The sequence below is a fragment of the Pseudomonas sp. FME51 genome (genome assembly GCF_014897305.1).
This window is the reverse complement of the sequence record NZ_JABUYN010000011.1, coordinates 60,588-87,035: the sequence shown is the minus strand read 5'-3', so window position 1 is coordinate 87,035 and position 26,448 is coordinate 60,588. Positions and strand designations below refer to the sequence as shown.

The 26,448-nt window shown below is 60.1% G+C and carries 27 protein-coding genes, 1 tRNA gene and 1 pseudogene; 12 read left to right on the top strand and 17 right to left on the bottom strand.

Going from position 1 to position 26,448, the window contains the following annotated elements:
* Positions 1–22: 22 nt before the first annotated feature.
* Complete coding sequence (locus INT39_RS17580) at positions 23–469, top strand: DUF411 domain-containing protein (protein WP_193075304.1); 447 nt, start codon at positions 23–25, stop codon at positions 467–469.
* Between the two features lie 106 nt (positions 470–575).
* Here INT39_RS17580 and INT39_RS17575 read toward each other — a convergent pair.
* The 3 genes from INT39_RS17575 to INT39_RS17565 form a co-directional block, all read right to left on the bottom strand.
* Positions 576–652 (bottom strand) — tRNA-Asp (locus INT39_RS17575).
* A 64-nt stretch (positions 653–716) separates the two neighbouring features.
* Complete coding sequence (locus tag INT39_RS17570; RefSeq protein ID WP_193075303.1) at positions 717–902, bottom strand: hypothetical protein; 186 nt, start codon at positions 900–902, stop codon at positions 717–719.
* Entirely contained in the window at positions 902–1,255 is a 354-nt protein-coding gene (locus INT39_RS17565) for a helix-turn-helix domain-containing protein (protein ID WP_193075302.1), read from the bottom strand. The genes INT39_RS17570 and INT39_RS17565 overlap by 1 nt, the downstream gene beginning before the upstream one ends.
* Positions 1,256–1,512: 257 nt before the next feature.
* Here INT39_RS17565 and INT39_RS17560 point away from each other — a divergent pair, with 257 nt between their 5' ends.
* The 3 genes from INT39_RS17560 to chrA are packed head-to-tail and all read left to right on the top strand — an operon-like array spanning position 1,513 to position 3,493.
* Positions 1,513–1,689: a DUF2897 family protein gene (locus INT39_RS17560; protein ID WP_193075301.1), complete on the top strand. Its 177-nt coding sequence runs from the start codon at positions 1,513–1,515 to the stop codon at positions 1,687–1,689.
* 53 nt (positions 1,690–1,742) lie between these two features.
* Positions 1,743–2,273, top strand: a complete 531-nt coding sequence (locus tag INT39_RS17555) for a DUF2058 domain-containing protein (protein WP_193075300.1) — start codon at positions 1,743–1,745, stop codon at positions 2,271–2,273.
* Between the two features lie 29 nt (positions 2,274–2,302).
* Positions 2,303–3,493 carry a chromate efflux transporter gene (chrA, locus tag INT39_RS17550; RefSeq protein ID WP_193075299.1) on the top strand — a complete coding sequence of 397 codons (1,191 nt, stop codon included), beginning with the start codon at positions 2,303–2,305 and terminating at the stop codon, positions 3,491–3,493.
* Between the two features lie 16 nt (positions 3,494–3,509).
* Here the strand turns inward: chrA and INT39_RS17545 are convergent, their stop codons facing one another.
* Positions 3,510–4,211, bottom strand: a complete 702-nt coding sequence (locus INT39_RS17545) for an ATP-dependent zinc protease (RefSeq protein WP_226944871.1) — start codon at positions 4,209–4,211, stop codon at positions 3,510–3,512.
* Between the two features lie 298 nt (positions 4,212–4,509).
* Here INT39_RS17545 and INT39_RS23045 point away from each other — a divergent pair.
* The 3 genes and pseudogenes from INT39_RS23045 to INT39_RS17535 all read left to right on the top strand — a co-directional run.
* Positions 4,510–5,298 (top strand): annotated as a pseudogene (locus INT39_RS23045) (cache domain-containing protein); the annotation flags it as partial.
* 48 nt (positions 5,299–5,346) lie between these two features.
* Entirely contained in the window at positions 5,347–6,156 is an 810-nt protein-coding gene (locus tag INT39_RS23040; RefSeq protein WP_413468945.1) for a methyl-accepting chemotaxis protein, read from the top strand.
* A 134-nt stretch (positions 6,157–6,290) separates the two neighbouring features.
* Positions 6,291–7,613, top strand: a complete 1,323-nt coding sequence (locus INT39_RS17535) for a Na+/H+ antiporter family protein (protein WP_193075297.1) — start codon at positions 6,291–6,293, stop codon at positions 7,611–7,613.
* Between the two features lie 34 nt (positions 7,614–7,647).
* Here INT39_RS17535 and INT39_RS17530 read toward each other — a convergent pair whose 3' ends face one another.
* Genes INT39_RS17530 through INT39_RS17510 form a run of 5 tightly spaced genes read right to left on the bottom strand, consistent with a single transcriptional unit; the run spans position 7,648 to position 10,549 of the window.
* A complete protein-coding gene (locus INT39_RS17530) occupies positions 7,648–7,911 on the bottom strand; it encodes a hypothetical protein (protein WP_193075296.1) in 264 nt (87 codons plus the stop codon).
* A 32-nt stretch (positions 7,912–7,943) separates the two neighbouring features.
* Positions 7,944–9,251 carry a sensor histidine kinase gene (locus INT39_RS22860; RefSeq protein ID WP_193075295.1) on the bottom strand — a complete coding sequence of 436 codons (1,308 nt, stop codon included), beginning with the start codon at positions 9,249–9,251 and terminating at the stop codon, positions 7,944–7,946.
* Positions 9,248–9,919: a response regulator transcription factor gene (locus INT39_RS17520; RefSeq protein ID WP_193075294.1), complete on the bottom strand. Its 672-nt coding sequence runs from the start codon at positions 9,917–9,919 to the stop codon at positions 9,248–9,250. The genes INT39_RS22860 and INT39_RS17520 overlap by 4 nt, the downstream gene beginning before the upstream one ends.
* Positions 9,919–10,248, bottom strand: a complete 330-nt coding sequence (locus INT39_RS17515) for a PepSY domain-containing protein (protein ID WP_226944870.1) — start codon at positions 10,246–10,248, stop codon at positions 9,919–9,921. The genes INT39_RS17520 and INT39_RS17515 overlap by 1 nt, the downstream gene beginning before the upstream one ends.
* A complete protein-coding gene (locus tag INT39_RS17510) occupies positions 10,241–10,549 on the bottom strand; it encodes a PepSY domain-containing protein (protein WP_090272424.1) in 309 nt (102 codons plus the stop codon). The genes INT39_RS17515 and INT39_RS17510 overlap by 8 nt, the downstream gene beginning before the upstream one ends.
* Before the next feature lie 103 nt (positions 10,550–10,652).
* On the opposite strand from INT39_RS17510, the gene INT39_RS17505 reads away from it, so the two are divergent.
* A complete protein-coding gene (locus INT39_RS17505) occupies positions 10,653–11,732 on the top strand; it encodes a patatin-like phospholipase family protein (RefSeq protein ID WP_193075293.1) in 1,080 nt (359 codons plus the stop codon).
* 131 nt (positions 11,733–11,863) lie between these two features.
* On the opposite strand, the gene INT39_RS17500 is transcribed toward INT39_RS17505, so the two are convergent.
* The 5 genes from INT39_RS17500 to INT39_RS17480 form a co-directional block, all read right to left on the bottom strand.
* Positions 11,864–12,079, bottom strand: coding sequence for a hypothetical protein (locus tag INT39_RS17500; protein ID WP_193075292.1), 216 nt, complete (start codon positions 12,077–12,079; stop codon positions 11,864–11,866).
* 6 nt (positions 12,080–12,085) lie between these two features.
* A complete protein-coding gene (locus INT39_RS17495; RefSeq protein ID WP_193075291.1) occupies positions 12,086–12,589 on the bottom strand; it encodes a C40 family peptidase in 504 nt (167 codons plus the stop codon).
* Positions 12,590–12,680: 91 nt separating this feature from the next.
* Positions 12,681–13,355 carry a DNA-3-methyladenine glycosylase I gene (locus INT39_RS17490; RefSeq protein WP_193075290.1) on the bottom strand — a complete coding sequence of 225 codons (675 nt, stop codon included), beginning with the start codon at positions 13,353–13,355 and terminating at the stop codon, positions 12,681–12,683.
* A 12-nt stretch (positions 13,356–13,367) separates the two neighbouring features.
* Positions 13,368–14,192, bottom strand: a complete 825-nt coding sequence (gene ttcA, locus INT39_RS17485; RefSeq protein WP_193075289.1) for a tRNA 2-thiocytidine(32) synthetase TtcA — start codon at positions 14,190–14,192, stop codon at positions 13,368–13,370.
* 441 nt (positions 14,193–14,633) lie between these two features.
* Complete coding sequence (locus INT39_RS17480) at positions 14,634–15,233, bottom strand: Yip1 family protein (RefSeq protein ID WP_193075288.1); 600 nt, start codon at positions 15,231–15,233, stop codon at positions 14,634–14,636.
* Positions 15,234–15,585: 352 nt separating this feature from the next.
* Here INT39_RS17480 and INT39_RS17475 point away from each other — a divergent pair, with 352 nt between their 5' ends.
* Positions 15,586–17,490, top strand: a complete 1,905-nt coding sequence (locus tag INT39_RS17475; protein ID WP_193075287.1) for a choice-of-anchor I family protein — start codon at positions 15,586–15,588, stop codon at positions 17,488–17,490.
* A gap of 6 nt (positions 17,491–17,496) precedes the next feature.
* Here INT39_RS17475 and INT39_RS17470 read toward each other — a convergent pair whose 3' ends face one another.
* Complete coding sequence (locus INT39_RS17470) at positions 17,497–18,777, bottom strand: MFS transporter (protein WP_193075286.1); 1,281 nt, start codon at positions 18,775–18,777, stop codon at positions 17,497–17,499.
* A 136-nt stretch (positions 18,778–18,913) separates the two neighbouring features.
* On the opposite strand from INT39_RS17470, the gene INT39_RS17465 reads away from it, so the two are divergent.
* Together INT39_RS17465 and INT39_RS17460 are read left to right on the top strand one after the other, a co-directional pair.
* Positions 18,914–19,381, top strand: coding sequence for a flavodoxin family protein (locus INT39_RS17465; protein ID WP_193075285.1), 468 nt, complete (start codon positions 18,914–18,916; stop codon positions 19,379–19,381).
* Positions 19,382–20,068: 687 nt separating this feature from the next.
* Positions 20,069–20,560: a SprT family zinc-dependent metalloprotease gene (locus tag INT39_RS17460; RefSeq protein WP_193075284.1), complete on the top strand. Its 492-nt coding sequence runs from the start codon at positions 20,069–20,071 to the stop codon at positions 20,558–20,560.
* A 3-nt stretch (positions 20,561–20,563) separates the two neighbouring features.
* On the opposite strand, the gene INT39_RS17455 is transcribed toward INT39_RS17460, so the two are convergent.
* Positions 20,564–21,346, bottom strand: a complete 783-nt coding sequence (locus INT39_RS17455; protein WP_193075283.1) for a methyltransferase domain-containing protein — start codon at positions 21,344–21,346, stop codon at positions 20,564–20,566.
* 266 nt (positions 21,347–21,612) lie between these two features.
* On the opposite strand from INT39_RS17455, the gene INT39_RS17450 reads away from it, so the two are divergent.
* Complete coding sequence (locus tag INT39_RS17450; RefSeq protein ID WP_193075282.1) at positions 21,613–23,445, top strand: ABC transporter ATP-binding protein; 1,833 nt, start codon at positions 21,613–21,615, stop codon at positions 23,443–23,445.
* A 236-nt stretch (positions 23,446–23,681) separates the two neighbouring features.
* Here the strand turns inward: INT39_RS17450 and acnA are convergent, their stop codons facing one another.
* A complete protein-coding gene (gene acnA, locus INT39_RS17445; protein WP_193075281.1) occupies positions 23,682–26,420 on the bottom strand; it encodes an aconitate hydratase AcnA in 2,739 nt (912 codons plus the stop codon).
* Positions 26,421–26,448: the final 28 nt, after the last annotated feature.

The window sequence follows — 26,448 nt, the reverse complement described above, 5'->3', positions numbered from 1 at the left end:
TAATTGCAAAGAGGAATATCGCATGCGCACCAGACTACGTCTCGTAGCCCTTACCGCCCTGCTGTTCGGCGGCTTAACCCAGGCGGCCGACAGCCTGACCATTGATGTGCACCGTGATGCCAATTGCGGCTGCTGCAAGGACTGGATCAAACACATGGAAAGCAATGGCTTCGAGGTCAATGACCATGTTGAAGCCAACATGGCGACCGTGAAACAGGAGCTGGGTGTACCACCGCGCCTGGGTTCCTGCCACACCGCCGTGATCAACGGGCAGTTCATCGAAGGCCATGTACCGGCTGAACAGGTCATGGCCCTGCAAGCGCGCCCCGATCTGCTGGGCTTAGCCGTCCCCGGCATGCCCATGGGCTCGCCCGGCATGGAATACGGTGACCGCCAGGATCCCTATCAGGTCGTAGGCTTGACCAAAAAAGGTGAGCTGGAAGTCATCGCCGAGTATCCCGGCAACTGAGCATCCCAACCTGCGTTCCCACCCGGGAGCGCAGGAACGATCGGGGTGTAAAGGTAGCAGAAACAAAAAAGCCTTCGACCAGCAACTGGTCAAAGGCTTTGGGATATGGCGCAGTGGACGGGACTCGAACCCGCGACCCCCGGCGTGACAGGCCGGTATTCTAACCAACTGAACTACCACTGCGCATCTGATCAACAAGGATACAGGCGTATCCATCATCGAAGCAGGCGCGCATTCTAAGCTTTCGTCAGATTAAGTCAAGCCTCAGCTGCCCGCGAATCTGCTCCATCCACCGCTCCGCGACACCGGCCTGCGCAGCAAACTCCGGCCAACGGCTGACGGCTTCACAGACCTGACCAACCTCATCGTTTTCGGTCAGAGATACCGCACCGATTGTCCGTCCCCAGAGGCGTACTTCGGCCAGTGTCGTCATCAATCATCGCCCCACTGCCATTCGGCGTCAGGCTCCTGTATACGGACCTCAACGGGGTGACGTACACGCTGAGGCGCCCGTCCCTTGCCGCGCAACAGCGCCATGGGTGCCGGCCCTTCTGCAGGCAGAAGCTGATCCAGCCCCTGGATCAATTCCAGCACACGCAGAATACGGATGAAACTGGTCAATTGCGTGGATGCTCCTGCCTCCAGCCGCTCCAGCGTGCGCTTGGAGATACCAGCCTGCTCAGCCAGCATGGCCTGTGTCAGCCCCTGATCCAGCCGCTGGCGTGCCATGCGGGCACCCAATTCCCTCAGAACCATCTCATCAGACAGCGTTTCGTGTATTTTCATATCGTCAATATAGTCGAATAATAAATATTTACCATATTAATCCGTCATTTATGACGAGATAAAACAAAGATCGTTGAGACAAATGAAAACCCGTACTGCTATTCGTCTAATATGGCGAATAATCACCTAAATTATTACTAATTCGCAACTTAAGACGAGTAATATAAATGGATAAAACTCAACATCTGCCCCCTCATTTGCCATACGCTGATGGAGCAACCATCCTGTAGGTACAGGTTTCAGGCAGGAGTACCAATATGTCCGGCATCGGCTGGGTTTTTATCGTCATCATTCTCGCAACTGTCATCGGCGGCCTGTATATGTTGCGCAAGACCGCCAACAAGATGCCCATCGGCGACGAGCAGATGAAGCGCATCAAGGAACGACAAGCCGAACTGGAAGCACAGGAAAGGCGGGAGAAGCAACAGGACTGATGGTGCTAGAATGCCCGTCACATTTTCAGCCGCGTAACAGGTAGTTCCACAGCATGGTCAATTCACTGCAAGCCCAGTTGCTCAAATCCGGACTGGTCGATGAAAAGAAACTCAAGCAGGCCCAGCGTGCCAAGAAGAAAGCGGCCAAGAATGCCCCGGAGAAAGTGCATGACTCCGCCGCAGCGGTAGAAAAGGCGCGTAACGAGAAGGTCGAGCGCGATCGTCAGTTGAACCTGCAACGCCAGGAAGAAGCCGCTCGTCGCGAGCGTGAAGCCCAGGCCAAACAGCTGATCGCCCAGGCCAAACTGGACCGCAGCGGTGGCGAGACGGCCTATCAGTTCGTTACCAAGAACAAGATCAAGAAAATCTACGTGACCGAGGAGCAGTTCGACATGCTCAGCCGCGGCAAGCTGGGTATCGTACGACTGTCCGGCCACTTCGAGGTCATTCCTCTGGAGGTTGCCGAAAAAGTCGCAGAGCGGGCACCACATTGGCCCGTTGTCATCGCCAAGGTCGAAGCCGAGCTGCCAGCAGAAGATGATCCCTATGCCGACTTCAAGGTACCCGACGACCTGATGTGGTAACCCCAGACGAGGATCAGACAAGCACTCCCATGCCCCCCACCGATAACCGAAGCCCCTGGTCGGTCTTCCTGATCTTCCTGCGGCTGGGCCTGACCTCCTTCGGCGGGCCGATCGCGCACCTGGGCTATTTTCGCGATGAGTTCGTGGTGCGCCGGCGCTGGCTGTCCGAACGCAGTTATGCCGACCTCGTTGCCCTGTGCCAGTTTCTACCCGGGCCGGCCAGCAGCCAGGTCGGCCTGGCGTTGGGACTCTCCCGTGCCGGTTACGGCGGCGCACTGGCCGCCTGGATAGGCTTCACCCTGCCCTCGGCACTGGCGCTGATGCTGTTTGCCAGCTCCCTGTCGCATTACGGCAACCTGGACTCGGGCGTACTTCAGGGTCTGAAGGTCGTCGCTGTGGCCGTCGTTGCCCAGGCCGTCTGGGGCATGGCACGCACCCTCTGCCCCGATCGCCTGCGCGTCACCCTTATGGGCATCAGCGCGGCGGTGGTGTTGATGCTGCCCTTTATCTGGAGCCAACCCCTGGTTTTGCTGATGGCCGGCTTGGTCGGCGTATTACTGATCAAACCGGTCATTGATGAACAGCCGGACGACCTGCCCACTAACGTCAGCCGCCGCACCGGCAGCTGGGTACTGACAATTTTCTTCGCTTTACTGATCGGCTTGCCGCTGTTGACCGCACTGATCCCCAGCCAGATGCTGGCTCTGGTGGACAGTTTCTATCGGGTGGGTTCACTGGTTTTTGGTGGCGGACATGTAGTGTTGCCGTTATTGCAGGCCGAGACGGTCCAGACGGGATTACTGGATACCCACACCTTTCTCGCCGGCTATGGAGCAACCCAAGCCGTACCGGGTCCGCTGTTCACCTTTGCGGCTTTCCTGGGAACCGCCATGGAGACCGCCGCGCCGGCCTGGATCACCGGCCTGATCTGCCTGATAGCGATCTTTCTGCCGTCCTTCCTGCTGGTCATCGGCGCTCTGCCATTCTGGGCACAACTGCGTCACAACGCTCGGACCCGAGCGGCACTGGCCGGAGTCAATGCCGCCGTGGTCGGCATCCTGCTGGCAGCGCTGTATCAGCCGGTCTGGACCAGCGCCATCAACCGCCCGCAGGACTTCGTCCTGGGCCTGGCTGCGCTCATTGCATTGGTATTCTGGAAGCTGCCACCGTGGCTGGTGGTCATCGCCACGGCGGCATTCGGCTGGCTGCTGTCAGGCTGACCGCAGCGCGGCAGTGTCACTCACTGCGTTCCTCTTCACGATCCTCACGGTCTTCCTCTTCAGGCTCCGAGGGCTTATCGATCTGACTGTCGTCCACCAGGCTGGCATCCTCTTTCATCAGCTGCTGTCTGCTGCGCTCATCTTCGCTGGCGGCATCCGGGCAATCCAGCGGCAGCATGAAAGTATCAGACACATCGATCAGACCGATGTGCTCGATGGTACGCCGACCCAGCAATACCGGATACGTCATGTCGCTGCGATCACGCAGGGAAAACTGCTCCTCATAGATCCGGTTACCCACGCACATACGCATCTTCACCACGGGTCGATAATCCTCACCACCGGCGCCACGCACGGTCATCTGACGAAATACCGGACGCTCGAAGTGCAGGGTCACCCGATGACCGGTATCGGCATCGACCACCGGCACGTCATAACGTACCCACTTCTTGCCCTTGCGGGTAAAGCGCTCCAGATTGACCGCATGCATGGATGAGGTCAGCGCGCCGGAATCCACCTTGATCTTCACCGCAGTCTCTTCCGGCAGAATCAAACCCTTTTCGATCCAACCCACCACCACCTTGCCGGCAATATCTTCTGTCAGAACCGCATTATCTGGCGGTTCAATGGCACCTTTTGCCTCGGCCATGACGGCAGTAGAAACCACTGCCGCGCTCAGCAGCGCCGTCAGGGACAGGCTCTTGATAGATAACTGCATAAAATATCCTTTGAGAAACAAACAGATAGACCGAGGTGGCGGGTAAAAGTGCCATCCGTATCGAATAGCGCGGCAATTTAGCATGCCAGAGGCTGCGTCGAAAGATCCCCCAGAGCCGGCGATACCCGTAAAACGAACGGATACAGGTCGAGAGATTCATCACGCCAATAATAGCCCTTGGACACTAGCCTCCACACAAAAAACACTTCAGTATCCCCGCAGCTGACCGATAACAGTCAAAGTCAGGCTGAAACAGCCAAGCCGCCGTTACCTCGGAAGATGTCGGAGATTATAAAAAATGGACCTGTTGCGAAGAATAAAAATCAGCCAGCGGATATGGCTCATCCTCATAGTGTCACTCGCCAGCCTGCTGGTGCTCACCTTCATTTCCCTGGACCACTTGCGCAAGGAAATCCATACCGCCGAGATCACCAAGGCCACCCACTTGGTTGAAACCGCGCACACCCTGCTGGCCTCCTACCATGCCAAGGAACTCAGCGGCGAACTGAGTCCGGAACAGGCCCGCCATCAGGCACTGGAAACCCTGCGCGGCTTGCGCTACGGCGGTAATGAATATTTCTGGGTCAATGACATGAACTATGTCATGCGCATGCACCCTTTCGCGCCTGAGACAGAAGGCGTCGACCTGAGCACCCTCGGTGAAGATAAAGGGCCCAATGTGATCAAGGAGATGGTCGATGTTGCTCGCACCCAGGGCACGGGTCATTATGAATATCTCTGGGTCAAACCCGGTGGTGTGGTCGGTGCAGGCGATGCCGTTCGGCGTCTGGCTGCCTTCACCCACTTCAAGCCATGGGACTACATGATCGGCACCGGCATTTTTCTCACTGACATGGAAAGCCGATTCCACAGCCAGGTCATCTGGGCACTGTCAGTGGTGGCGGTAATCCTGCTGTTGATGGTGATCAGCCTGTATATCATCGGCCGCAGTATCACCCGACCGCTGAATCAGGTGGTTCAGGCCATGGGTGACATAGCCAACGGCGAAGGCGACCTGACGCGCACCCTGGACAGCGACGCCCGCGATGAACTGTCACTGCTCGCCCGACACTTCAATACCTTCACCGGCAACCTGCGCAAGCTGATCGGTCAGTTAAGTGATGGCGCCAACCAGATGATCAGTGCCAGCCAGCAACTGGATCAGATCAGCAATGCCAGTCTCTCCGGCATGACCCGCCAATCCGAACGCATGGAACTCATGGCCACAGCGGTCAATGAAATCACCTATGGCGTGCAGGACGTGGCGCAGAACGCCAATGCGGCAGCCCTGGAAGTGGAGAGCGCCAACGAGGGTGCCGACTTTGGCCGGGTACAGGTCGGGAAAACCATCGAGCAGATCGGTCACCTGTCCGGCAGCGTGAGCACTGCGGTCGCGCACATGGAAACCCTATCCGCCGATGCCAGAGAAATCGCCACCGTTCTGGATGTGATCCGCGCCATTGCCGAGCAGACCAATCTGTTGGCGCTGAACGCCGCCATCGAGGCAGCCCGCGCTGGTGAAATGGGCCGTGGCTTTGCCGTGGTGGCCGATGAGGTCCGCAATCTGGCCCAGCGCACGCAGAAGTCCACCGAGGAGATTCACGGCATGATCACCCGACTGCAGACCAACACTCAATCGGCCGTCACCGTGATCAATGAGAGCAGCCGCTATTCCGAGCTCAGTGTCGAGCAGGTCAATGCGGCCGGGCAGGCGTTGGAGCAGATCGCCACATCCATGCAACACCTGGTCAGCCTGAACGCCTCGATTGCCAGCGCCACCACGCAACAGTCCACCGTAGTGGAAGACGTGAATCGCAACGTCACCGAAGCCGCCGAACTGGCCCGAGAAACTACCGACGGCGCGCAACAGACGGCCCAGGCCAGCGAGCATCTCGCCCGTATCGGACAGCAGATCAGCAACTTGCTCGGGCGGTTCAAAATATAACGCTGGATATTCGCCCGGTCTGCTGATGTTGAGGCAGCCGGCGATTTCGTCCGTATCTTTTGACAGCATCCCGGTCATCCGGCAGAGTACGCGCCCTGCCCTTTGCACGTTATTTTTTCACACAGGACGTAACCATGAACGCAGTGGTCGTTGCAGTTGCAGTAATGCTGATTCTGAGTCTGTGCCGAGTGCACGTCGTTGTCGCACTGATCATCGGCGCCGTCACCGGCGGCCTGCTCGGTGGCCTGAGCCTGGACGCCACCCTTGAGGCCTTCCAGAATGGCCTGGGTAAAGGTGCCAACGTCGCATTGAGCTACGCTCTGCTCGGCGCCTTTGCTGTCGCCATCGCCAAATCAGGCACCGCTCAAGCATTGGCTGACCGGGCGCTGAACATGATCAACGGTCAGCGTGGGGGTGGTACCGGCAAACTGCGCGTCATCCTGCTGTTCATGCTGCTGGCAGTGGCCATGGCCTCGCAGAACATCCTGCCGATCCATATCGCCTTCATTCCGTTGCTGGTGCCGCCGCTGCTGTTCGTCATGGGCAAGCTGAGGTTGGACCGCCGTCTGGTTGCCTGCGTCCTCACCTTCGGCCTGATCACGCCCTACATGTTTCTGCCGGTGGGTTTCGGTGGCATCTTCCTCAACGACATCCTGCTGGCCAACGTGCAGGACGGTGGTCTGGATATCACCGGCCTTAACGTCATGCATGCCATGGCGCTTCCGGCGCTGGGCATGCTGTTTGGTCTGGCAGTGGCCTGCTTCAGCTACCGCAAACCCCGTGATTACGCCGCTGCAGCGGTGGGCAGCACCGGCGAGCCGGCTGAAAAAACCGGCTACTCACCCAAGACGCTGCTGGTAGCCCTGATCGCCGTGATCGCTGCCTTCTCCATCCAGCTGTGGCTGGACTCGATGATCATGGGCGCGCTGGCGGGCTTCATCGTGTTCTCCGTGTCAGGTGTAGTGCGCTGGGGCGAGGCCGATAACCTGTTCACCGAAGGTATGAAGATGATGGCCATGATCGGCTTCATCATGATTGCCGCCAACGGCTTTGCTTCGGTAATGCAAGCCACCGGCCACATCGAGAGCATGGTCACCAGCTCCGCTGCCGCCATCGGTGATAACAAGGCGCTGGCCGCCTTGCTGATGCTGATAGTGGGACTGCTGATCACCCTGGGGATCGGCTCATCCTTCTCGACCATTCCAATCATCGCCGCCATCTATGTACCGCTGGCCATGCAGCTCGGCTTCAGCCCGCTGGCGATTATCTCTCTGGTCGGCACCGCTGCCGCACTGGGCGACGCCGGCTCACCGGCTTCCGATTCCACACTCGGGCCAACTGCGGGCCTGAATGTCGACGGTCAACACAGCCATATCTGGGACACCGTGGTACCCACCTTCCTGCACTACAACCTGCCGCTGATCGCCTTCGGTTGGCTAGCCGCAATGGTGCTCTGACGAGCCCCGCTCCACGTCCCAGCGGCCCCGACTATCAGATGGTTCCCACGCTCCAGCGTGGGAACCGCGCCCTGGACGCTCCTGCGTCCGGACCAGCCGCCTGCACAGCGCCAGAACCGGGACGCAGAACACCCTCCAACCGATGGTCCCCACGCTCCAGCGTGGGAACCGCGCCCTGGACGCTCCCGCGTCCGAGCCTGCCCCCTTGCACAATGCCAAAAAGCGGGACGCAGAGCATCCCGGCATGCATTCCCACGCTGGAGCGTGGGAACGACCTGAGCAGTGGACCAGCACTCACTTCCGGTAGCTCCCATCAGGCACGTAGCATAACTACCTGCGCGACACCGGCAGTCTCACCCGCACGGCCAGACCACCCAACTCGCTGTCCTGCAGTTCCAGCTCTCCGCCGTACACCTCGACCAGATCACCGACGATCGCCAGGCCGAGCCCATGCCCGCTGACCCTCTCGTCCAAGCGGGTACCGCGGCGCAACACCTTGTCTCTATCCTCGCCATGAATTCCAGGGCCGTCATCCTCTACCTGCAATTCCAGCGCCTGACTGCTCAACTGCCAATCCACACGTACACAACTGCGCGCCCATTTGCAGGCGTTATCAAGCAGATTACCCAACAGCTCCAGCATGTCTTCGCGCTCGAAAGGCCAGTCTGCACCTGCATGATCCGGCACACGGATAGCTACCCGCTCACCATGAATCTGCCGCAGCGAATCGATCAACCAGTGTAAATCCTGCCCCGGACTGAAGCGTGTGCCCGCCTGACTCTCCGGCGCCAGGCGCGAGCGTTGTAATGCGCGCTCCAATTGCCGACGGATATCCTCCAGCTGCGCGGTGATGGCAGACTTTGCCTCGGCATCCAGCTCGGCCTGGCGCACCAAGCTCTCGGTCACCGCCAGTGGCGTCTTCAGCGCATGCCCGAGATCACCAACCCCCTTGCGCGAACGCTGGATGATCTGATCCACCTGCGCGCCCAGGTGATTGATTTCGCCCACCAACGACAGCAGTTCCTGCGGCACGTCATCACTGAGTACCAGTCGCTGCCCAGTGTGCCATTCCGACAACTCACGGCGGGCCCGATGCAAGGGTCGCAGCGCACGGCGCAGCAGCCCCTGCTGAATCAGCAGACTGATAACCACCGCCAGCCCCCCAAGACCCCAGATCCACAATCTGGCACGGGAAAAAGCCTGCAGCAGCGGCTCGTAATCCATCGCCACACTGATGCTCACCGACTCGCCCATCTTGCTGAAACGCCCTGAATGCACCAGCAAGCGCTGCCCGGCGGGACCGGGAATCAAGGTGTTCTCCAGCCCCTTGGCATCCAGCGGCAGGCGCTGATCCCACAAGGAGCGTGAACGCCAGCGCTCAGTGGTCTGCAACACGAAATAACGCCCGGAAAAGGGCCGTTGGTAATCGGGACTGACCCGCTGCAGATCCAGATACAAACCATCCGTACCCGGCATCAGTGCCGCCAGCAGCGCATCCGTTTCCCGCTGCAGATCATTACTCAGATAGTCCCGCAACGCCCGGTCGAACAGCCAGACGCTACCCTGCCCCACCAGCATCACGGTCAGCAGTAATACCAGCAGCAATCCACCACCCAGCTGGCGACCGATGGACTTCACGAATCCAGGCCCACCAGAATGTAGCCTTGACCGCGCCGGGTTTCGATCGCCTGTTTGCCCAGCTTGCGCCGCAGATGATTGATCTGCACCTCGATCACGTTCGAGTCCCGCTCAGCCTCATAGTCATACAGATGTTCCGCCAGCTTTGCCTTGGATACCAGCTTCCCCGCCTGCAGCATGAAACAGCGCAACAGCCGAAACTCACTGGCCGACAACTGCACTGAATCGAGTCCGGGGCCGGAGACCTGCTGACTCTCTTCGTCGAGGGTCAGGCCCACCGCGCGCAGTTGGTTCTGCGGCTCACGACCATGACTGCGGCGTAACAACCCCTGAATACGCAGCAACAGCTCTTCCGGGTGAAAAGGTTTGGTCAGATAGTCATCGGCGCCGGCACGCAGCCCTTCAACCCGTTCGGTCCAGCTGCCTCGTGCGGTGAGTACCAGCACCGGCAAGGCGATGCCCTGCTCGCGCCAGGCCTGCAACACCTCAATACCGCCTCGCCCGGGCAGGCCGAGATCGAGAACACACAGATCATAGGGCTCCTGTTCGCCGAGCAGCTGCACATCGCGGCCATCGGCACGCCAATCCACCGCATAACCGGCCTGCTTCAGGCTGGCACTGAGCGTATCAGCCAAGGCAATATTGTCTTCGGCAAGCAGCAACCGCATCAGTCATCCTCATCCACATCAAGCAACTCACCGCTTACGGCGTCGTATTCAAGATCCAGCACCTTCCGGTCGCGGGTGACTATTTCAAGCTCGTAGATATAGCGACCGTCGTCATATTCAAGCTCAGCTTCAAGAAAGCGGCCTGGATAGCGCCCCAACGCATCGGCAATCAGCGATTGCAGAGGCAGGATCACTCCACGCTCCGCCAGCTCCAGCGCCTCATCATGATCAACCTCATCAGCCGACACCTGGGGTACCCCCACCATCAAGCCAAAACAAAGCCAGCCGCACAAGGCGGCTGGCTTCAGTACAGAACGCAAATCAGTCATCTTGTTCTGTTTTGAGAACTTCACCGGTGCTGGCATCGATGTCGATGTCCCAATCAGTACCGTCGGCAGCGCGGACATCCAGCTTGTAGATGTAGCGGCCATATTCGTGCTCCAGGTCACGGTCGGTGATCTCACCGGCCTTGACTGACAGGGCCTTTTCTTCCAGGCTTTCCAGCGTTTGGATCTTGCCTTCTTCAGCCAGTTTTGCCGCTTCAGCGGAACTGACATCATCATCAGCAAAAACGGCAGCCGAACCCAGACCCAAGAAAGCTGCGCAAGACAGTGCAATAAGTTTTTTCATATCATGTCGCTCCGTTGTTTGAATACAACTGAATAATAGACCGGCAAACTGAATTGAACCTTAAAATAGCGTGAGCCAATCTCGGGCCCGTGCATGGAACCGCATGACCGCCATCCATATTACCCAACCTGCCCTCACGCTGCGCGCTGGTCAACGAGCGCTTGAGCATATCCGTACTCACGGCTTGCAGCCAGCCGATGTGCACCTCATTCCCGGTGCAGCCGGAGGCCCCAAGGCACTGGGAATTCAAGGCCTGGATATGGCCCTCTTTGGTGACTGGCTGCCTCGCGCACCGCAACCGCGCAGCCTCATCGGCGCCTCGATTGGCAGCTGGAGATTCGCCAGCGCCTGCCTGCCGGACCCGGTGGAAGGCTTGCGCCGACTGGGCGAGCTGTATACCGCCCAGCGTTTTCCCAAGGGTATCAAGGTAGCGGAGATCAGCCGCCGTTGTGGCCGGATGCTCGATGAGTTGCTGGATGGCCACGACCAGAGCATCCTGACCAACCCGGCGTATCACCTGAGCGTCGTGGCGGTAAAAAGCCTGCGGATGTTGCAGCACGACCACCCCTCGCGTCTGGGGCTTGGCCTCGGTGGCGTCATCGGAGCCAACCTGCTCGGTCGCCGCCATCTCAAACGCTATTTCGAGCGAATCATTCTGCATGACCCGCGGCTTCGCCCGCCCGTGGCCGAGCTGCAGGACTTTGTCACCAGCTACGTGCCATTGAGCACCGACAACCTGCGATTCGCGCTGCTGGCCTCCGGCTCCATCCCCATGGTCATGGAAGCAGTACGGGATATTCCCGGCGCCAGCCAGGGCGTCTACCGCGACGGTGGACTGCTCGACTATCATCTTGACCTGCCCTGGCGCGCGCCCGGCGTCGTGCTGTATCCGCACTTTCTCGGTCGCGTGGTGCCGGGCTGGTTCGACAAGGCTCTGCCCTGGCGCAAGGCCAATGTCGGTCAGATCGGCGATGTAATGCTGGCCGCGCCTTCCCCGTCCTACCTGGCCAGTCTGCCCTACGGCAAGCTGCCGGACCGCCGGGATTATCATCGCTTTGTTGGTGATGATGCCGGCCGAGAGGCGTATTGGCGCAGCGCCATGGCCGAAAGCCAACGTCTGGGGGATGAGTTTCTTGAACTGGTGGAAAAGGACAGATTGATCGACCGGCTGCAGCCGCTGTAATCAGAAGAGGGCACCTCGCCGGGGCGCGCTTTGCACGCCGTCGCCCCGAGTCGGGCCTCCTACAAAAAGCCCGGAGTCTTATGTAGGAGGGGCGCCTCGCCGGGGCGCGCTTTGCACACCGTCGCCCCGAGTCAGGCCTCCTGCAGAAAGCGCGGAGTCTTATGCAGGAGGGGCGCCTCGCCGGGGTGCGCTTTGCACGCCGTCGCCCCGAGTCGGGCCTCCTGCAGAAAGCACGGAGTCTTATGTAGGAGGGGCGCCTCGCCGCGACGCTGGCCGCCAGGCCAGCCATGACCAGCGGGCACCATGTCTGCCAGCAAACCCCGAAAATCCTGCAAACGCCACCACATCCAGGGTCAGTCCAACACCCGACGCGCACTGGCGTAGGCACGTTGCCAATAGTTGGCCTGAAGATCATCCACCCGCACCCTGCCCCCGGTACTCGGTGCATGCAAGAAACGGCCATCGCCGACATAAATGCCGGCATGATCAACGCGCTTGCCGCCCGTGGAAAACAACACCAGATCTCCCGGCATCAGCGAGCGTACCGGAGTAGTGCCCGGCAAAGCGCTCAACCCGGCGGTCGTGCGCGGCAGAGCCACGCCTGCGGCCTCGCGGTATACATAATTGATCAGGCCGCTGCAGTCAAAACCCGTGTCGGGCGAACTGCCACCGTAACGGTATGGCGTGCCCACCAGACTGAAGGCATGAAACAGCAACTCGTCGTGGCTGGCAGCGGCGCTGGCGGTCGGGGCTGGTGGTGGCGTACTCGGAATGGGCGGCGTGACGGTTTTCGGCGCGCTGGCGCACCCGCCTAAAACAGCTAATGACAACACCAGCAGCAGATGAATAGCGCGCATGCAAAAACCTCGACCCGAATACCCGACAACCTTGCCCTGACAAGGACTTAACGTCAAGTTTCCAGACTCAGGTTCAGACTTCGCCTGTAACTCAATGATTCACTGTGAAAGCCAGCATTGCGGACAACTGGCTCAACGGACGACCGCTGTCGCTGGCCAGACGGTTGAAAGCCTCCTGCACCAAGGCCAGGTCCCGCTGGCTGGTGGCCTTGGCCTGATCCAGCACACCCATGCCCTTAAGCGCGGCCAGCACATCGTCGGTGGTAACAAAAGTATCCTTGCCGACCATGCGTAAAAAACGCGGCACCGACAGGCCACCGAGTTGATTGCCACGCTTGGCCAGCAACCGCCACAGGCCGACAATATTATCGGTCGGCCAATCCGCGACTAGATTACCCATGCTGCCGTGCTCATGACTCAGGTCCAGCACCATCTGCGCATTCCGCGGCACACTGCGCAGCTTGGCAAGATGGCGAATCAGTCGTTTGTCCTGCATCAACCGCTCGATGTGCTCGCTGCTCATCAGCACCACTTTCTGCGGATCGAAGCCGAAGAACACGTCCTCGAAGGCCGGCCAGCGCGCATCCACCACGCTGTGCTTGAGGCCCGCACGAAACACCCGCAAGGCAATGTTCGACAGATAGCGATCATCACTCAGCGCGCGCAAATGCTCGGAGGACCGCGGTACCGGCAACCGTGCTTCCAGCGCCTCCCGTGAACCGAAGCGGTTCAGGCAATACTCTTCAAGCCAACGATAATTGCGCATGGGCATCTCGGATCAGAGGTTCATCACATCGACAAAGCGTGGCGCAGCGCTGGTATCGATCGTCAGGCTGGCGAAGTCGAACAGCTTGGCATCGGCCAGCTGTGAGGGCTGTACATGGCGCAGCGAGCGGAAGATGTTTTCCACCCGGCCCGGTGTCTCCCGGTCCCAGCTCTGCAGCATATCCTTGACCACCTGACGCTGCAGGTTCTCCTGGGAGCCACAGAGATTGCACGGGATGATCGGGAATTCGCGCAGCTGGGAATAGGCTTCGATATCCTTTTCGTTGCAATAGGCCAGCGGGCGGATCACCACATTGCGACCGTCGTCGGAACGCAGTTTTGGCGGCATGGCCTTGAGATTGCCACCGTAGAACATATTCAGAAAGAAGGTTTCGACGATATCGTCGCGATGGTGCCCCAGCGCCATCTTGGTCGCACCGATCTCATCAGCAAAGGTATACAGATTGCCCCGACGCAGACGCGAACACAGCGAGCAGGTGGTCTTGCCCTCCGGCACTTTTTCCATGACCACCGAGTAAGTGTCCCGCTCGAGGATATGGTAGGCAATGCCCAGTTCCTTCAGATAGGCGGGCAGTACCTCTTCGGGAAAGCCGGGCTGCTTCTGATCCAGATTCACCGCGACCAGCTCAAAATTGATCGGCGCGACCTTCTGCAGATGCAACAGCATATCCAGCATGGTGTAACTGTCCTTGCCACCCGACAGGCACACCATGATCTTGTCGCCTTCCTCAATCATGTTGTAATCGGTGACCGCTTCGGCAGTCAAACGCCGCAGACGCTTCTGCAACTTGCTCTGGTTGACACTCAGACTGGACATAGCTGGGACCTGGAATCTCGAAACCCAGCATTTTACCTTGAAACCGGGGGCAGGCAATGTAAAAAGGCCGAAGCTGGTGGAGGGATTGGGATACGGAGCTAACCCAAACCGATGGCTCCCACGCTGGAGCGTGGGAACGATCGGGGTCTGTTCAGATGGCTCCCGTGCTCTATGTGAGAACGAGCTGGTGCTGCAGAGTCGAAAGTGGCTGGAGTCGCGGGTAGACGCGGAGCTAACCCCAACCGATGGCTCCCACGCTCCTGCGTGGGAGCCGCGCCCTGGACGCTCCTGCGTCCGAACTGGCAACGTGCAGAGCGGTGGGATTGGGACGCTGAGCGTCCCGGCAGGCGTTCCCACGCTGGAGCGTGGGAACGATCAGATTGATGAGCGTGACGCAGTACTTCAGCTGGTTCCCATACTTTGTGTGGGAACGATCAATGCTCAGCGCAGATAAATCGGTCCTATGCCCAGTCCCCAGAAAATCACCGCGGTGGCCATCATGCCCACCAGCACTACCAGGCCTACTGCCAGAATCGAACTGGAGAACAGAAACCCCTCCTCCTGTGAAATCCCCATGAATATCGGAATGCCCTGGTACAACAGATATGCCGTATAGCAGATAGCTGCAGTTCCGACGATCATCGCCAGCCACAGATTCGGATAAAGTGCAGCCAGACCTGCCACGAACAATGGGGTTGCCGTGTAGGCTGCAAAAACGACGCAGTCACTCAGCGTTGGGCTGGAGTCATAAGTGCGCGACATCCAATGGATGAATGCGCCCATCACCGCTACACCAGCAAGCATCGCCAGCCAGGTGAGAACAGTCATCTGCAATGCGCTGGCCTGGGTAAGCTTGACGGGTTCCAGGGTACCTATGGTCCAGCCGATCTGGGTGGTGCCGATATAAGCAGAGACAGCGGGGATGGCAGCGAGCGCTAATACGTGGACCAGGTAGAGAGGCCCGATAACGGTCTCCTCGCCCTTGATGGTCCGCCAGGCCCGGTCAGGATTGGTGAAAAGCCCTACGACGTTCTGGATCATGGTCTGACCTCCATATTATTATTGTCCCGCAGCGCCAGCATCTGCGACGTCTGCGACAGATGGCTGCGACATCCTGTCGCAGCCATCTTGCCCTTGACTATAGTCAACTTCCCGGCAAATAGAACCCACCTCATTAGAGTGATTGGCAGCTTCACGCCAAGCTGTAATAGCGATTCAGAATTAAGTAGGCCAAACACCTCCCTGGCCCACATCACTTCCCGCTCGGCTGTTGGCTTGGCCATCCCGCGAGCGCAGCCATCCCACGAGACATTAAAAAGCCATCCAAACGCCATGGGAATGCAATAACCACCGCGTACAACTATGGGGCCAATTTCTTCTCGGGAACCGAATAATGAACAGATGGACTTTGACCGCACTCGCTGCCGCCATCGCGGTGAGCCTCACTGGCTGCCTGGACAGTGATAGCGATAATGACCGCAACCAAGGTGGCGGCGACAGTACGCCGATCAGCATTGAACTGAGCAAACTGGGTAGCTACTCCACCGGCGAATATGTGCAGAGCGCTGCGGAAATCCCGGCCTTTGATCCAGACAACCAGCGGATATTCATGGTCAACGCCCTGTCCGGCGCGGTCGATGTACTCAATGCAGCCGACCCGGCCAATCCCGAATACATGACCTCGCTGGTTGCAGCCGCACCTGACGCCACCGTCAACAGCGTAGCCTGGCATAACGGCCTGCTCGCCGTGGCCGTCGAAGCGGCGGTGAAGACCGACCTGGGCTCCGTGGAACTGTATGACGCCACCACACTGGAGCTGCTGGACAGCGCACCAGTCGGCGCCCTGCCCGACATGGTCACTTTCACGCCGGATGGCAAATACGTACTGGTCGCCAATGAAGGCGAACCGAATGACGACTATTCAATCGACCCTGAAGGCTCGATCAGCGTCATCGAAATCCAGGCGGATGCCGACCGCTTCGGCGCCGTTCGCACGGCTGGTTTCCAGAGTTTCAACGACAAAAGGCAGGAACTGCTCGACGCAGGCGTGCGCATCTACGGGCCGGCCGATAACGCACAGACCTACGGCCCGGACAACATCGCCAGCGTCGCCCGAGACGTAGAGCCGGAATACATCACCGTATCCGCCGACAGCAGCACCGCCTGGGTTTCCCTGCAGGAAAACAACGCCTTCGCCAAGCTGGATATCGCCAACGCGACCGTCACCGATATCCTGCCACTGGGCTTCAAGGACTACGGCCAGGAAGGCAATGGCATCGACGCCAGCGATGATGAAGGCAATCTGATCCGCATTGAGCCACGGCCCGGCGTAGTCGGCATGTACCACCCTGACGCCATCAGCAGCTACAACGTCGACGGCAAGACCTACATCGTCTCGGCCAACGAAGGCGACGCCCGCGCCTGGGGCGAAGACGATGATGCCTACTGGGCAGGTGATGCCAGCAAGGGCTTCGTCGAAGAATTCCGCGTCAAGCACCTGGTGCACACCGGCGGCTTCGGTCGCCGCGCCAATGACGACCTGCCACCGCAACTGGCCGCACTTGCTGACGGCGCCCTGCTCAACCCCGAGACCTTCAGCTACTGTGGCGCCACCGCCGCCGACCCCGGCGACTGCCGCGAGGATGAGGAACTGGGCCGGCTGAACATCAGCTGGGTGAATGGCTATCGCCAGAATGCCGATGGCAGCCCCATGCTGTTCGACGCCAGCGGCACGGCCAACCCTGCCGGTAATCTGCTGATGTACGACCAGCTGTATTCCTATGGCGCCCGCTCCTTCTCCATCTGGGATGAGGACGGCGAGCAGGTGTGGGATTCCGGAGACTTCTTCGAGCAGTTCCTGGCCAACCAGACCGAGCATGATTGCCAGCTGCGCGCCGCCCGGGATATCCCCTGCGACCTGTACTTCAACACCGGTCACGATGAAGTCGGCACCCTCGACAGCCGCAGCGATGCCAAGGGTCCCGAGCCGGAGGGCATCACCTTGGGCCGCATCGGCGAGCAAACCTTCGCCTTTATCGGCCTGGAGCGCATGGGTGGCGTGATGGTATTCGACATCACCGATCCCTCCGCACCGCAATTCCAGGACTATCTGAATACTCGCGAAGACTGGGAAGTCGATCTGGAGGAGTCGCCCGAACTGCTGGAGCAGGTCGGTGATCTTGGCCCCGAAGGCCTGGTATTCGTCTCCGCCGAGCAGTCGCCCAACGGCGAACCGCTGCTGATCGTCGGCAACGAAGTCAGTGGCACCACAGCGATCTTTCAGGTCAACCGCAAGTAAGCGCCATCAGCGGGCGATATCCCCATCGCCCGCTTCACCCACCTCCTCCACCGGCGTTTCGTCCGGCTTCTGCTCGTCCACCACCATTTCCAGTGCCTCTGGCGAGGTGCCCACCATGCTGATCTGGTGAGCAGGCTCCTCGACAACCCGATCGTCGTTATCACGCCAGCGCAGCAGACTGAACAGCGCACTGGCAGCAAACATCACCGCGAAATACAGCGGCAGCATCAGCGTTGAAGTGATGCCCATCAACCAACCAGCCAGGGCCGGGCCAATTGCCGAGCCGACGCCCTGCAGCATCAGCAGTGCGGCATTACCGGACAACACTTCCTCCTTGCGCAGATGGTCGATCAGATGCGCCACCACCGTCGGGTAGACCGAAAACGAGCCCGCCCCAAATATCGCCGCGCCGACCAACAACCAGGTACCGGAGCTGCCCAGCAACGCCATCAGCAGGCCACCTACGGCGGCAACACCGGCAACGATCACCAACGCCAGACGCCGATCAATCCGATCCGATAGAACGCCCATCGGCCACTGAAACAACGCCCCGGCCACAATCACCAGCGACATGAAACTGGCGATCTGCCCGGTATTCATACCCACACGGCCAGCATAAAGCGCGCCCAGCCCCCAGAAACCACCCATCGCCAGCCCGGACAACATGGCACCGGCGCAGGCCGCTGGTGCCGCACGCCACAGCGCCTTGAGCGACAGCGTGGTGGTCTCGACAATTTCCGGCTGCGGTAACCGTGTCGCCACCACCGGCATGATCGCGATGATGACGAAGAAAGCCGCGATACCGAACATCAGGTTGGCCAGCGGGTTATCCATCTGCAGCAGTTGCTGGGACAGCGCCAGCGCACCGAGGTTGACCGCCATATAGACCGCGAACACCCGTGCCCGCCGCTCCTTGGGCGCCCCGGTGTTCAGCCAGCTTTCAATCGAGGTATACACGCCGACCAGCATCGTCCCGGTGACCAGCCGCAGCAGCAGCCAGAACCACATGTCGACATGGATCACATGCAGGATGATGCACCCCGCCGTGGCCGAGGCGAAGAAGGCGAAAGCGCGAATATGCCCCATGCGCCGGATCAGCTTGGGGCACAACCAGGTACCCAGCATGAAGCCGGCAAAATAGGCGGACCCCAACAGGCCCAGGGTTTGATCGGAAAACCCCTCGGTCGCGCCACGCAGCGGCACCAGGGTATTGAGCAAGCCGGAGCCCATCAGCAGCAGGGCGATACCGGCCAACAGCGCACTGATGGTTGTCACAATCCGCAGCATGCAAGCCTCTGATCTGGTTGGAACTCAAGTAACCTCCTAACCAACCTATATCAGGATCGCGCATCTCGCCAATCATCGGCCCAAGCGTCTACACTGGGTCACCGGGTCCGGTTAACTCTGCCAGAGGAGCACTATCATGTCGAAAAAACGCCTGCTGGTCGTCGCCCACGCACCCTCGGATAACACCCGCAAATTGGTGGACGCCCTGCTGCGCGGGGCCGCCAACCCCGACATCGAGAATGTCGATACCCGCTGGGTAGCACCGCTGCAGGCCACCCCGGAAGATGTGCTGCAAGCCGACGGAATCATCCTCGGCACCACGGAAAACCTCGGCTACATGAGCGGCGCACTGAAGGACTTCTTCGACCGCTGTTACTACCCGGTGCTGGAAGAAAAGCAGGGGCTGCCCTGCGCCCTCTACATCCGCGCCGGCATGGACGGCACCGGCACCCGCCGCGCAGTGGAAAGCATCATCACCGGCCTGCGCTGGACCTGGGCGCGAGATCCGCTGGTCCTGCGCGGAGAGTGGCAAGACAGCTTTATCGAAGACGCCGAAGAACTGGGCCTATACATGGCCGCCGGACTGGATAGCGGGATATTCTGAGCCCCACACAAACCCGGACGCTGGAGCGTCCACGGCGCGGCTCCCACGCTGGAGCATGGGAACCATCGGTTGGGGCGAGCTCCGCGCCCGCCTGCCACTCCGAGCACGCCCCACCCCACAGCAGCCGCCACCCACCCACCCACGACCCACCCCGCAACACCTGCTCGCTCCCACGCTCCAGCGTGGGAGCGCATGCCGGGATGCTCTGCGTCCCGGTTTTAGCGCCGTGAAGGCAGATGGCTCGGGCGCTGGAGCGTCCACGGCGCGGTTACCACTGGAGCGTGGGAGCCATCGGTTGGGGCAAGCTACGCGCCCACCTGCCACTCCGACCATTACCCACCCCGCCGCACTAGATCGTTCCCACGCTCCAGCGTGGGAATGCATGCCGGGATGCTCTGCGTCCCGGTTTTAGCGCCGTGCAGGCGGATGGCTCAGACGCTGGAGCGTCCACGGCGCGGTTACCACGCTGGAGCGTGGGAACCATCGGTTGGGGCGAGCTCCGCGCCCGCCTGCCACTCCGATCACGCCCCAGCCCACAGCACCCGCGACCCACCCCGGCGCACTCGATCGTTCCCACGCTCCAGCGTGGGAATGCATGCCGGGATGCTCTGCGTCCCGGTCTCACCGCAACACACACTGCCAGTCCGACGCCCTACCAGCCCGCCGCAAGTGCCCTTATAATGCCGCATGGATCAGATAATGCACCGCCTGGAACACTGCTACCAACTGGCCGAACAACGTTTTGCCAGACGCTTCGAGCGCCCTCAGGTCAGTCTGGCTCTGCGTGGTCAGAAAGCCGGCGTCGCCTATCTGCATCGCAACCTGCTGCGCTTCAATGCCCGGATGTATCAGGAAAACCGCGACGACTTTCTCCGGCAAACCGTACCTCATGAAGCCGCACACCTGATCGCGCATGCGCTGTATGGCGAGCGCATCCGCGCCCATGGCCGCGAGTGGCAGGCGCTGATGACGGGGCTGTTCGACCTGCCCGCCAACCGCTGCCATGATTACCCCGTCCCGCAACGGCGCACGACTCGCTATCTATACCGCTGCGGTTGCCCCGACGGCATCCCCTTCACAGCGCAGCGGCACGCGCTGGTCCGCCGGGGACGCCAATATCAGTGCCGGCGTTGCACAAACCTGCTGCACTTCACCGGACAGCAACTCACCACAGACTGAGTTTCAAAGAGGGCCGGGGTTGTCTCCGGCACGGCATAAGTCGTTGATATAAGGCTTGAGCGAATAGCCCAGCACTGGCTCCAACGCCGCCGCCCAGGCGGTCATTGCCGGCAGGCCCAACGTCAGCGGCGGATCACCGATGGCAGGGATAAACAGAATAATGTTGCCCTCCTCGACCTGTACCTGCAGGTAATCTCCCCCAAACAGATCACGCAGCAATGCCGCGCCGTAGGGCAGCCCGGTATCGCCCATCTGCCATTGATTGATCACCAACACACCACCCGGACGCAATGCCCTCTGGCAGTGCCGGAAGAATTCCGCCTGCAACTGCAGTCGCGACAGACCACCCTCCATATACAGATCGACAAACAGCAGATCGCAACTGGCCGGCGCGGCGGCAATATGCTTCTCAGCGCAGCCAACATTCACCTGAAAGCGCGGGTCCGTCGACAAACCAAGCCACTCTTGCGCCATCGCCAGCACTTCACCGCGCAACTCGACCGCAGTCACCTTGCGCGGGGCAAAATGCGTTACCAGACAGTTGGCCAACGCACCGCCACCCAGACCCAGCAGGGTCATATCAGCGTCGCGACCACACCAGAACGTACCCAGTAACATTGCCCGGGTGTAGTCATATTCCAGCCAGGAGGGGTCAGCCATGAAGACACAGCTCTGCTCAGTCTGTTCGCCAAAATAAAGGAAGCGATAACCTTCCCCGTTCTCAGTGATGCGCAGCGTCCCATAATCGTCGCGGCGCTTTTCCACCAGGGTTTCACGATCAGTCATCAATACCTTTCTCAACAGCCTTTTCCACCAGGTCATGGATCACCTATGCCCTGCATCATTCACATCATTGTGGAGCACAGCCCCGCGAAAGTCTCCCGGCCAGCCGCAAACCAGAGCCTCAAGCCTTCAGAAAAAACGAAAACCGGTAGGAGGGCCGACTCGGCGCGACGGCGTCCGCAGGACGCCCAAATGGCCACCGCACTTGAGCCACCCTCCCCTCAGCGCGCATAATGCGCAGCCTTTGCTGTTTCTCACAGGCTGCCTCCATGTTCCGCTGGTTTGAACGACGTCTTGACCCTTTCCCCGCCCAAGAACCCTCCGAGCCACCCGGTACCCTGCTGGCATTCTGTCTGCATTACACCAAGGGTTCCTGGCCGTTCCTGATCATCGCTGCGCTGCTCATGGCCAGCATCGCGATCACCGAAGTCTGGCTGTTCAGCTTCCTCGGCAATATCGTCGACTGGTTGTCAAACCAGGACCGCAGCACCTTCCTGCAGAACGAAGGCTGGAAGCTGACCGGTATGTTCCTGGTGGTAATGGGCCTGCTGCCACTGCTGATCCTGGTCAACTCGCTGTTCAGCTTTCAGACGCTGATGGGCAACTACCCGATGCGCATCCGCTGGCTGGTGCACCGTTATCTGCTCAAGCAGTCGATGGCCTTCTATCAGGATGAGTTTGCCGGCCGTATCGCCACCAAAATGATGCAGACCGCCCTCGCGGTGCGTGAATGCGTGATCAAGCTGATCGACGTGCTCAACTACGTGGTGGTGTACTTTCTCGGCACGTTGCTGGTGGTGGGTCTGGCTGACTGGCGATTGATGGGTCCCCTGCTGGTCTGGCTGGCAGGCTACGTGCTGATGATGCGCTATTTCATCCCGCAGCTCGGCAAGGTCGCCGAAGCCCAGGCCGACGCCCGCTCGATAATGACCGGCAGCGTGGTCGACAGCTACACCAACATTCAGACGGTAAAACTGTTCTCCCATGCCCGTCGCGAAGCCACCCATGCCCGAGAAGGCATGACCGGCTTCATGGACACCGTCTATCGTCAGATGCGACTGGTCACCCTGGTCAACGTCTCGCTCTATGTACTCAATGGCATGTTGCTGGCGAGCGCTACCGGGCTGGCTATCTGGCTGTGGCTGCAAGGCAGCATCAGTGTGGGTGCCGTGGCCGTCGCCGTAGGTCTGGTCCTGCGGCTGTGGGGCATGTCACAGTGGATCATGTGGGAGATATCGGCGCTGTTCGAAAACATCGGCACCGTACAGGACGGCATCAACTCCATCTCCCGCCCGCAACTGGTCAAAGATCTGCCCGACGCGCGTCGACTGGAGGTCGCCCGGGGCGAGATCCGCTTCGACCATGTGCGCTTTCATTACGGCAAGGGTCAAGGCGTGATGGACGATCTGCACCTGCACATCCGTCCCGGCGAGAAAATCGGTCTGGTCGGCCGCTCCGGTGCTGGCAAGTCCACCCTGGTGAATCTGCTGCTGCGCTTCTATGACGCCGAGGGCGGGCAGATTCTCATTGATGGGCAGAACATCGCCGAGGTCAGTCAGGATTCCCTGCGCGAGCATATCGGCATGGTGACTCAGGATACCTCGCTGTTGCATCGCTCGGTGCGCGACAACATTCTCTATGGTCGTCCAGACGCGACTGAAGAAATGATGGAACAGGCTGCTCGCGATGCTCACTCCGACAGTTTCATTCCCGGTCTCAGCGATGCCAAGGGTCGCCGCGGCTATGATGCCCACGTCGGCGAACGCGGCGTGAAGCTCTCCGGCGGACAGCGCCAACGCATCGCCATTGCCCGCGTGATGCTCAAGGATGCGCCCATCCTGATTCTGGATGAAGCCACCTCGGCGCTGGACTCCGAGGTCGAAGCGGCGATTCAGGAGAACCTGAACACCCTGATGCAAGGCAAAACCGTCATCGCCATCGCCCACCGCCTGTCCACCATCGCCGAAATGGACCGACTGATCGTCATGGATCAGGGCCGCATCGTCGAAGATGGCAGCCACGCGGAGCTGGTCAGCCGGGGTGGCCTGTACGCCCAGCTATGGGCCAGGCAGTCTGGTGGGTTTATCGGGGAGGAGTGCTGAGAAAGCCCGGGCCCCGATCACGTCCACCTGCCACCCCGGTCACGACCCACGCCGCCCCCCCCCCGCGACCCGGTTTTAACGCCGTGCAGGTGGGTGGCTCGGACGCTGGAGCGTCCACGGCGCGGTTACCACGCCCCACCCCGTCGATCGTTCCCACGCTCCAGCGTGGGAACGCATGTGGGACGCTCTGCGTCCCGGTTTTAACGCCGCGCAGGCGGGTCGCTTGGGCGCTTTTGCTACTTCTCCTCCCCCAGCAACTCCCGCAACACATAATGCAGAATCCCTCCGGCCTTGAAATAATCCACTTCATTGCTGGTATCGATCCGGCACACCACTTCGAACTCGATCTGCTGTCCGTTGCTACGGGTCGCTTTGACTTTGAGTATCTGCCCGGGTCGCAGGTTGTCGTCGATGCCGGAAATATCCAGCACCTCGTGTCCGTCCAGCTGCAAGGTCGGGGCGCTCTGGCCATTCACGAACTGCAGCGGCAGCACGCCCATGCCGACCAGGTTGGAACGGTGAATGCGCTCGAAGCTCTCAGCGATCACCGCTTTGACACCCAACAGATTGGTGCCTTTGGCTGCCCAATCGCGGCTTGAGCCGGTCCCGTACTCCTTGCCCGCCAGCACCACCAGCGGCGTGCCTTCTTGCTGATAACGCATGGCCGCATCATAGATCGCCATCCGCTCACCGCTGGGCGTATGAACGGTCAACCCCCCCTCTTCACCGCCCAGCATGCGGTTACGGATACGAATATTGGCAAACGTCCCGCGCATCATCACTTCATGGTTGCCACGCCGCGAACCATAGGAGTTGAAGTCCTCCGGCTTCACACCCAGCCGCTGCAGGTACTCACCCGCCGGCGAACTGGACTTGATATTACCCGCCGGAGAAATGTGGTCGGTAGTGATCGAATCACCGAACACCGCCAACACCCGCGCCTGATGAATCGGCTGCAAGGGCTCTATCGGCTGGTCAATCCGCTCGAAATAAGGCGGGTTCTGCACATAGGTCGACTGGCCGTCCCAATTATAGGTGTCGCCACCACTCACCTCGATCGACTGCCAGTGCTCGTCACCGGTAAATACATCGGCATAACGACTGCGGAACATGCTGTCTTCCACCAGCGCCACCGCCTCGGCAATTTCAGCGTTGGTCGGCCACAGGTCGCGCAGGTATACCGGCTTGTTGTTGCGGTCCAGCCCCAGCGGCTCTTCCTGCAGATTGAGCCGGCTGTCACCGGCCAACGCATAAGCCACCACCAGCGGCGGCGAGGCCAGCCAGTTGGCCTTGACCTGCTGATGCACCCGCCCTTCAAAGTTGCGGTTACCCGACAACACCGCCGACACCACCAGATCATGCTCGCTGACCGCATGGCTGATCGGTTCAGGCAGCGGGCCGGAGTTGCCGATACAGGTAGTGCAACCGTAACCAACCAGGTTGAAACCCAGCTGATCCAGATAAGGAGTCAGTCCGGCACGCTCAAGATAATCAGTCACCACCTTGGAGCCCGGCGCCAAAGACGACTTCACCCAGGGTTTGCGCTGCACGCCAAGCTCGACAGCCTTCTTGGCCAGCAGCCCGGCCGCCATCATCACGCTGGGGTTGGAAGTGTTGGTGCAGGAAGTAATCGCCGCGATCACCACAGCGCCGTTCTTCAGCACATGCTCCTCGCCATCCAGGGTCACACAGACTTCACCACTCGGACTGCCTACCGCGGTTCCTCCACCGCCTTCCCCTTCCAGCCGCTCCACATCATCGGTAATGCTCGCGGTCTGCAGCGCCAGCAGCTCTGCGAACGCCTGCGGCACCTGGCCCAGCGGCACGCGGTCCTGGGGCCGGCGCGGCCCGGCCAGACTCGGCTCCACCTCATTCATGTCCAGATGCAGAGTGTCAGTGAACACCGGTTCATGTCCCGGTTCACGCCACATTCCCTGCGCCTTGCTGTAAGCCTCCACCCGTTCAACCACTTCCGTAGGCCGCCCGGTCAGGCGCAGATAACCAAGCGTAATGTCATCGATCGGGAAGAAACCACAGGTAGCCCCGTATTCCGGCGCCATATTGGCAATGGTCGCGCGGTCAGCCAATGGCAGATCGGCCAGCCCATCACCGTAGAATTCAACAAACTTGCCCACCACGCCGTGCTTGCGCAGCATCTGTGTCACGGTCAGCACCAGATCCGTGGCGGTCATGCCCTCACGCAACTTGCCGGTCAGCTTGAAACCCACCACTTCTGGAATCAGCATAGACACCGGCTGCCCGAGCATCGCCGCCTCGGCCTCGATACCGCCGACGCCCCAGCCCAGCACACCCAGACCATTGATCATGGTGGTGTGCGAATCAGTGCCCACCAGAGTGTCCGGATAAGCCCAGCTCTGGCCATCGATTTCCGCCGCCCAGACACTCTGCGCCAGGTATTCCAGGTTCACCTGGTGACAGATACCGGTACCCGGCGGCACCACACGAAAGTTATTGAAGGCCTTCTGTCCCCAGCGCAGAAAGGCATAACGCTCACCGTTACGCTGGATCTCCATCGCCACGTTGCCGTGGAACGCCGCAGCATCGCCGAAATGATCCACCATCACCGAGTGGTCGATCACCAGATCCACCGGGGACAGCGGATTGATACGCTGTGGATCGCCACCAGCTCGCGCCACCGCATCGCGCATCGCGGCAAGATCAACCACGGCTGGCACGCCGGTGAAGTCCTGCATCAACACCCGCGCCGGCCGGTACTGGATCTCTCGATCAGAATGCCGATTGATCAGCCAGTCTGCCATCGCCTGGATGTCCTCACGGGTGACAGTATCGTTGTCCTCATGACGCAGCAGATTCTCCAGCAACACCTTCAAGGACACCGGTAACCTGTTGATTTCACCCAACAACTCACTGGCCTTTGGCAAGGAATGATACTGATAGGTTTTGTCGCCTACCTGTAGACTGCTCAGAGTCTGCAAACTGTCGATCGATGACATCAGGTGCCTCCTCTTGGAAATACTCTAT

What these genes read in the sequence shown, in the direction of transcription:
- INT39_RS17470 (WP_193075286.1), bottom strand. Translation starts at nt 18,777, where the DNA reads ATGCTGCGGATTGTGACAACCATCAGTGCGCTGTTGGCCGGTATCGCC.
- chrA (WP_193075299.1), top strand. Translation starts at nt 2,303, where the DNA reads ATGCCCCCCACCGATAACCGAAGCCCCTGGTCGGTCTTCCTGATCTTC.
- acnA (WP_193075281.1), bottom strand. Translation starts at nt 26,420, where the DNA reads ATGTCATCGATCGACAGTTTGCAGACTCTGAGCAGTCTACAGGTAGGC.
- INT39_RS17520 (WP_193075294.1), bottom strand. Translation starts at nt 9,919, where the DNA reads ATGCGGTTGCTGCTTGCCGAAGACAATATTGCCTTGGCTGATACGCTC.
- INT39_RS17570 (WP_193075303.1), bottom strand. Translation starts at nt 902, where the DNA reads ATGACGACACTGGCCGAAGTACGCCTCTGGGGACGGACAATCGGTGCG.
- INT39_RS17455 (WP_193075283.1), bottom strand. Translation starts at nt 21,346, where the DNA reads ATGACTGATCGTGAAACCCTGGTGGAAAAGCGCCGCGACGATTATGGG.
- INT39_RS17535 (WP_193075297.1), top strand. Translation starts at nt 6,291, where the DNA reads ATGAACGCAGTGGTCGTTGCAGTTGCAGTAATGCTGATTCTGAGTCTG.
- INT39_RS17510 (WP_090272424.1), bottom strand. Translation starts at nt 10,549, where the DNA reads ATGAAAAAACTTATTGCACTGTCTTGCGCAGCTTTCTTGGGTCTGGGT.
- INT39_RS17465 (WP_193075285.1), top strand. Translation starts at nt 18,914, where the DNA reads ATGTCGAAAAAACGCCTGCTGGTCGTCGCCCACGCACCCTCGGATAAC.
- INT39_RS17490 (WP_193075290.1), bottom strand. Translation starts at nt 13,355, where the DNA reads ATGCGCAATTATCGTTGGCTTGAAGAGTATTGCCTGAACCGCTTCGGT.
- INT39_RS17480 (WP_193075288.1), bottom strand. Translation starts at nt 15,233, where the DNA reads ATGATCCAGAACGTCGTAGGGCTTTTCACCAATCCTGACCGGGCCTGG.
- INT39_RS17500 (WP_193075292.1), bottom strand. Translation starts at nt 12,079, where the DNA reads ATGTGGTGGCGTTTGCAGGATTTTCGGGGTTTGCTGGCAGACATGGTG.
- INT39_RS17555 (WP_193075300.1), top strand. Translation starts at nt 1,743, where the DNA reads ATGGTCAATTCACTGCAAGCCCAGTTGCTCAAATCCGGACTGGTCGAT.
- INT39_RS17460 (WP_193075284.1), top strand. Translation starts at nt 20,069, where the DNA reads ATGGATCAGATAATGCACCGCCTGGAACACTGCTACCAACTGGCCGAA.
- INT39_RS17450 (WP_193075282.1), top strand. Translation starts at nt 21,613, where the DNA reads ATGTTCCGCTGGTTTGAACGACGTCTTGACCCTTTCCCCGCCCAAGAA.
- INT39_RS23040 (WP_413468945.1), top strand. Translation starts at nt 5,347, where the DNA reads ATGATCAGTGCCAGCCAGCAACTGGATCAGATCAGCAATGCCAGTCTC.
- INT39_RS17505 (WP_193075293.1), top strand. Translation starts at nt 10,653, where the DNA reads ATGACCGCCATCCATATTACCCAACCTGCCCTCACGCTGCGCGCTGGT.
- INT39_RS17565 (WP_193075302.1), bottom strand. Translation starts at nt 1,255, where the DNA reads ATGAAAATACACGAAACGCTGTCTGATGAGATGGTTCTGAGGGAATTG.
- ttcA (WP_193075289.1), bottom strand. Translation starts at nt 14,192, where the DNA reads ATGTCCAGTCTGAGTGTCAACCAGAGCAAGTTGCAGAAGCGTCTGCGG.
- INT39_RS17560 (WP_193075301.1), top strand. Translation starts at nt 1,513, where the DNA reads ATGTCCGGCATCGGCTGGGTTTTTATCGTCATCATTCTCGCAACTGTC.
- INT39_RS17545 (WP_226944871.1), bottom strand. Translation starts at nt 4,211, where the DNA reads ATGCAGTTATCTATCAAGAGCCTGTCCCTGACGGCGCTGCTGAGCGCG.
- INT39_RS17580 (WP_193075304.1), top strand. Translation starts at nt 23, where the DNA reads ATGCGCACCAGACTACGTCTCGTAGCCCTTACCGCCCTGCTGTTCGGC.
- INT39_RS17495 (WP_193075291.1), bottom strand. Translation starts at nt 12,589, where the DNA reads ATGCGCGCTATTCATCTGCTGCTGGTGTTGTCATTAGCTGTTTTAGGC.
- INT39_RS17515 (WP_226944870.1), bottom strand. Translation starts at nt 10,248, where the DNA reads ATGACTGATTTGCGTTCTGTACTGAAGCCAGCCGCCTTGTGCGGCTGG.
- INT39_RS17475 (WP_193075287.1), top strand. Translation starts at nt 15,586, where the DNA reads ATGAACAGATGGACTTTGACCGCACTCGCTGCCGCCATCGCGGTGAGC.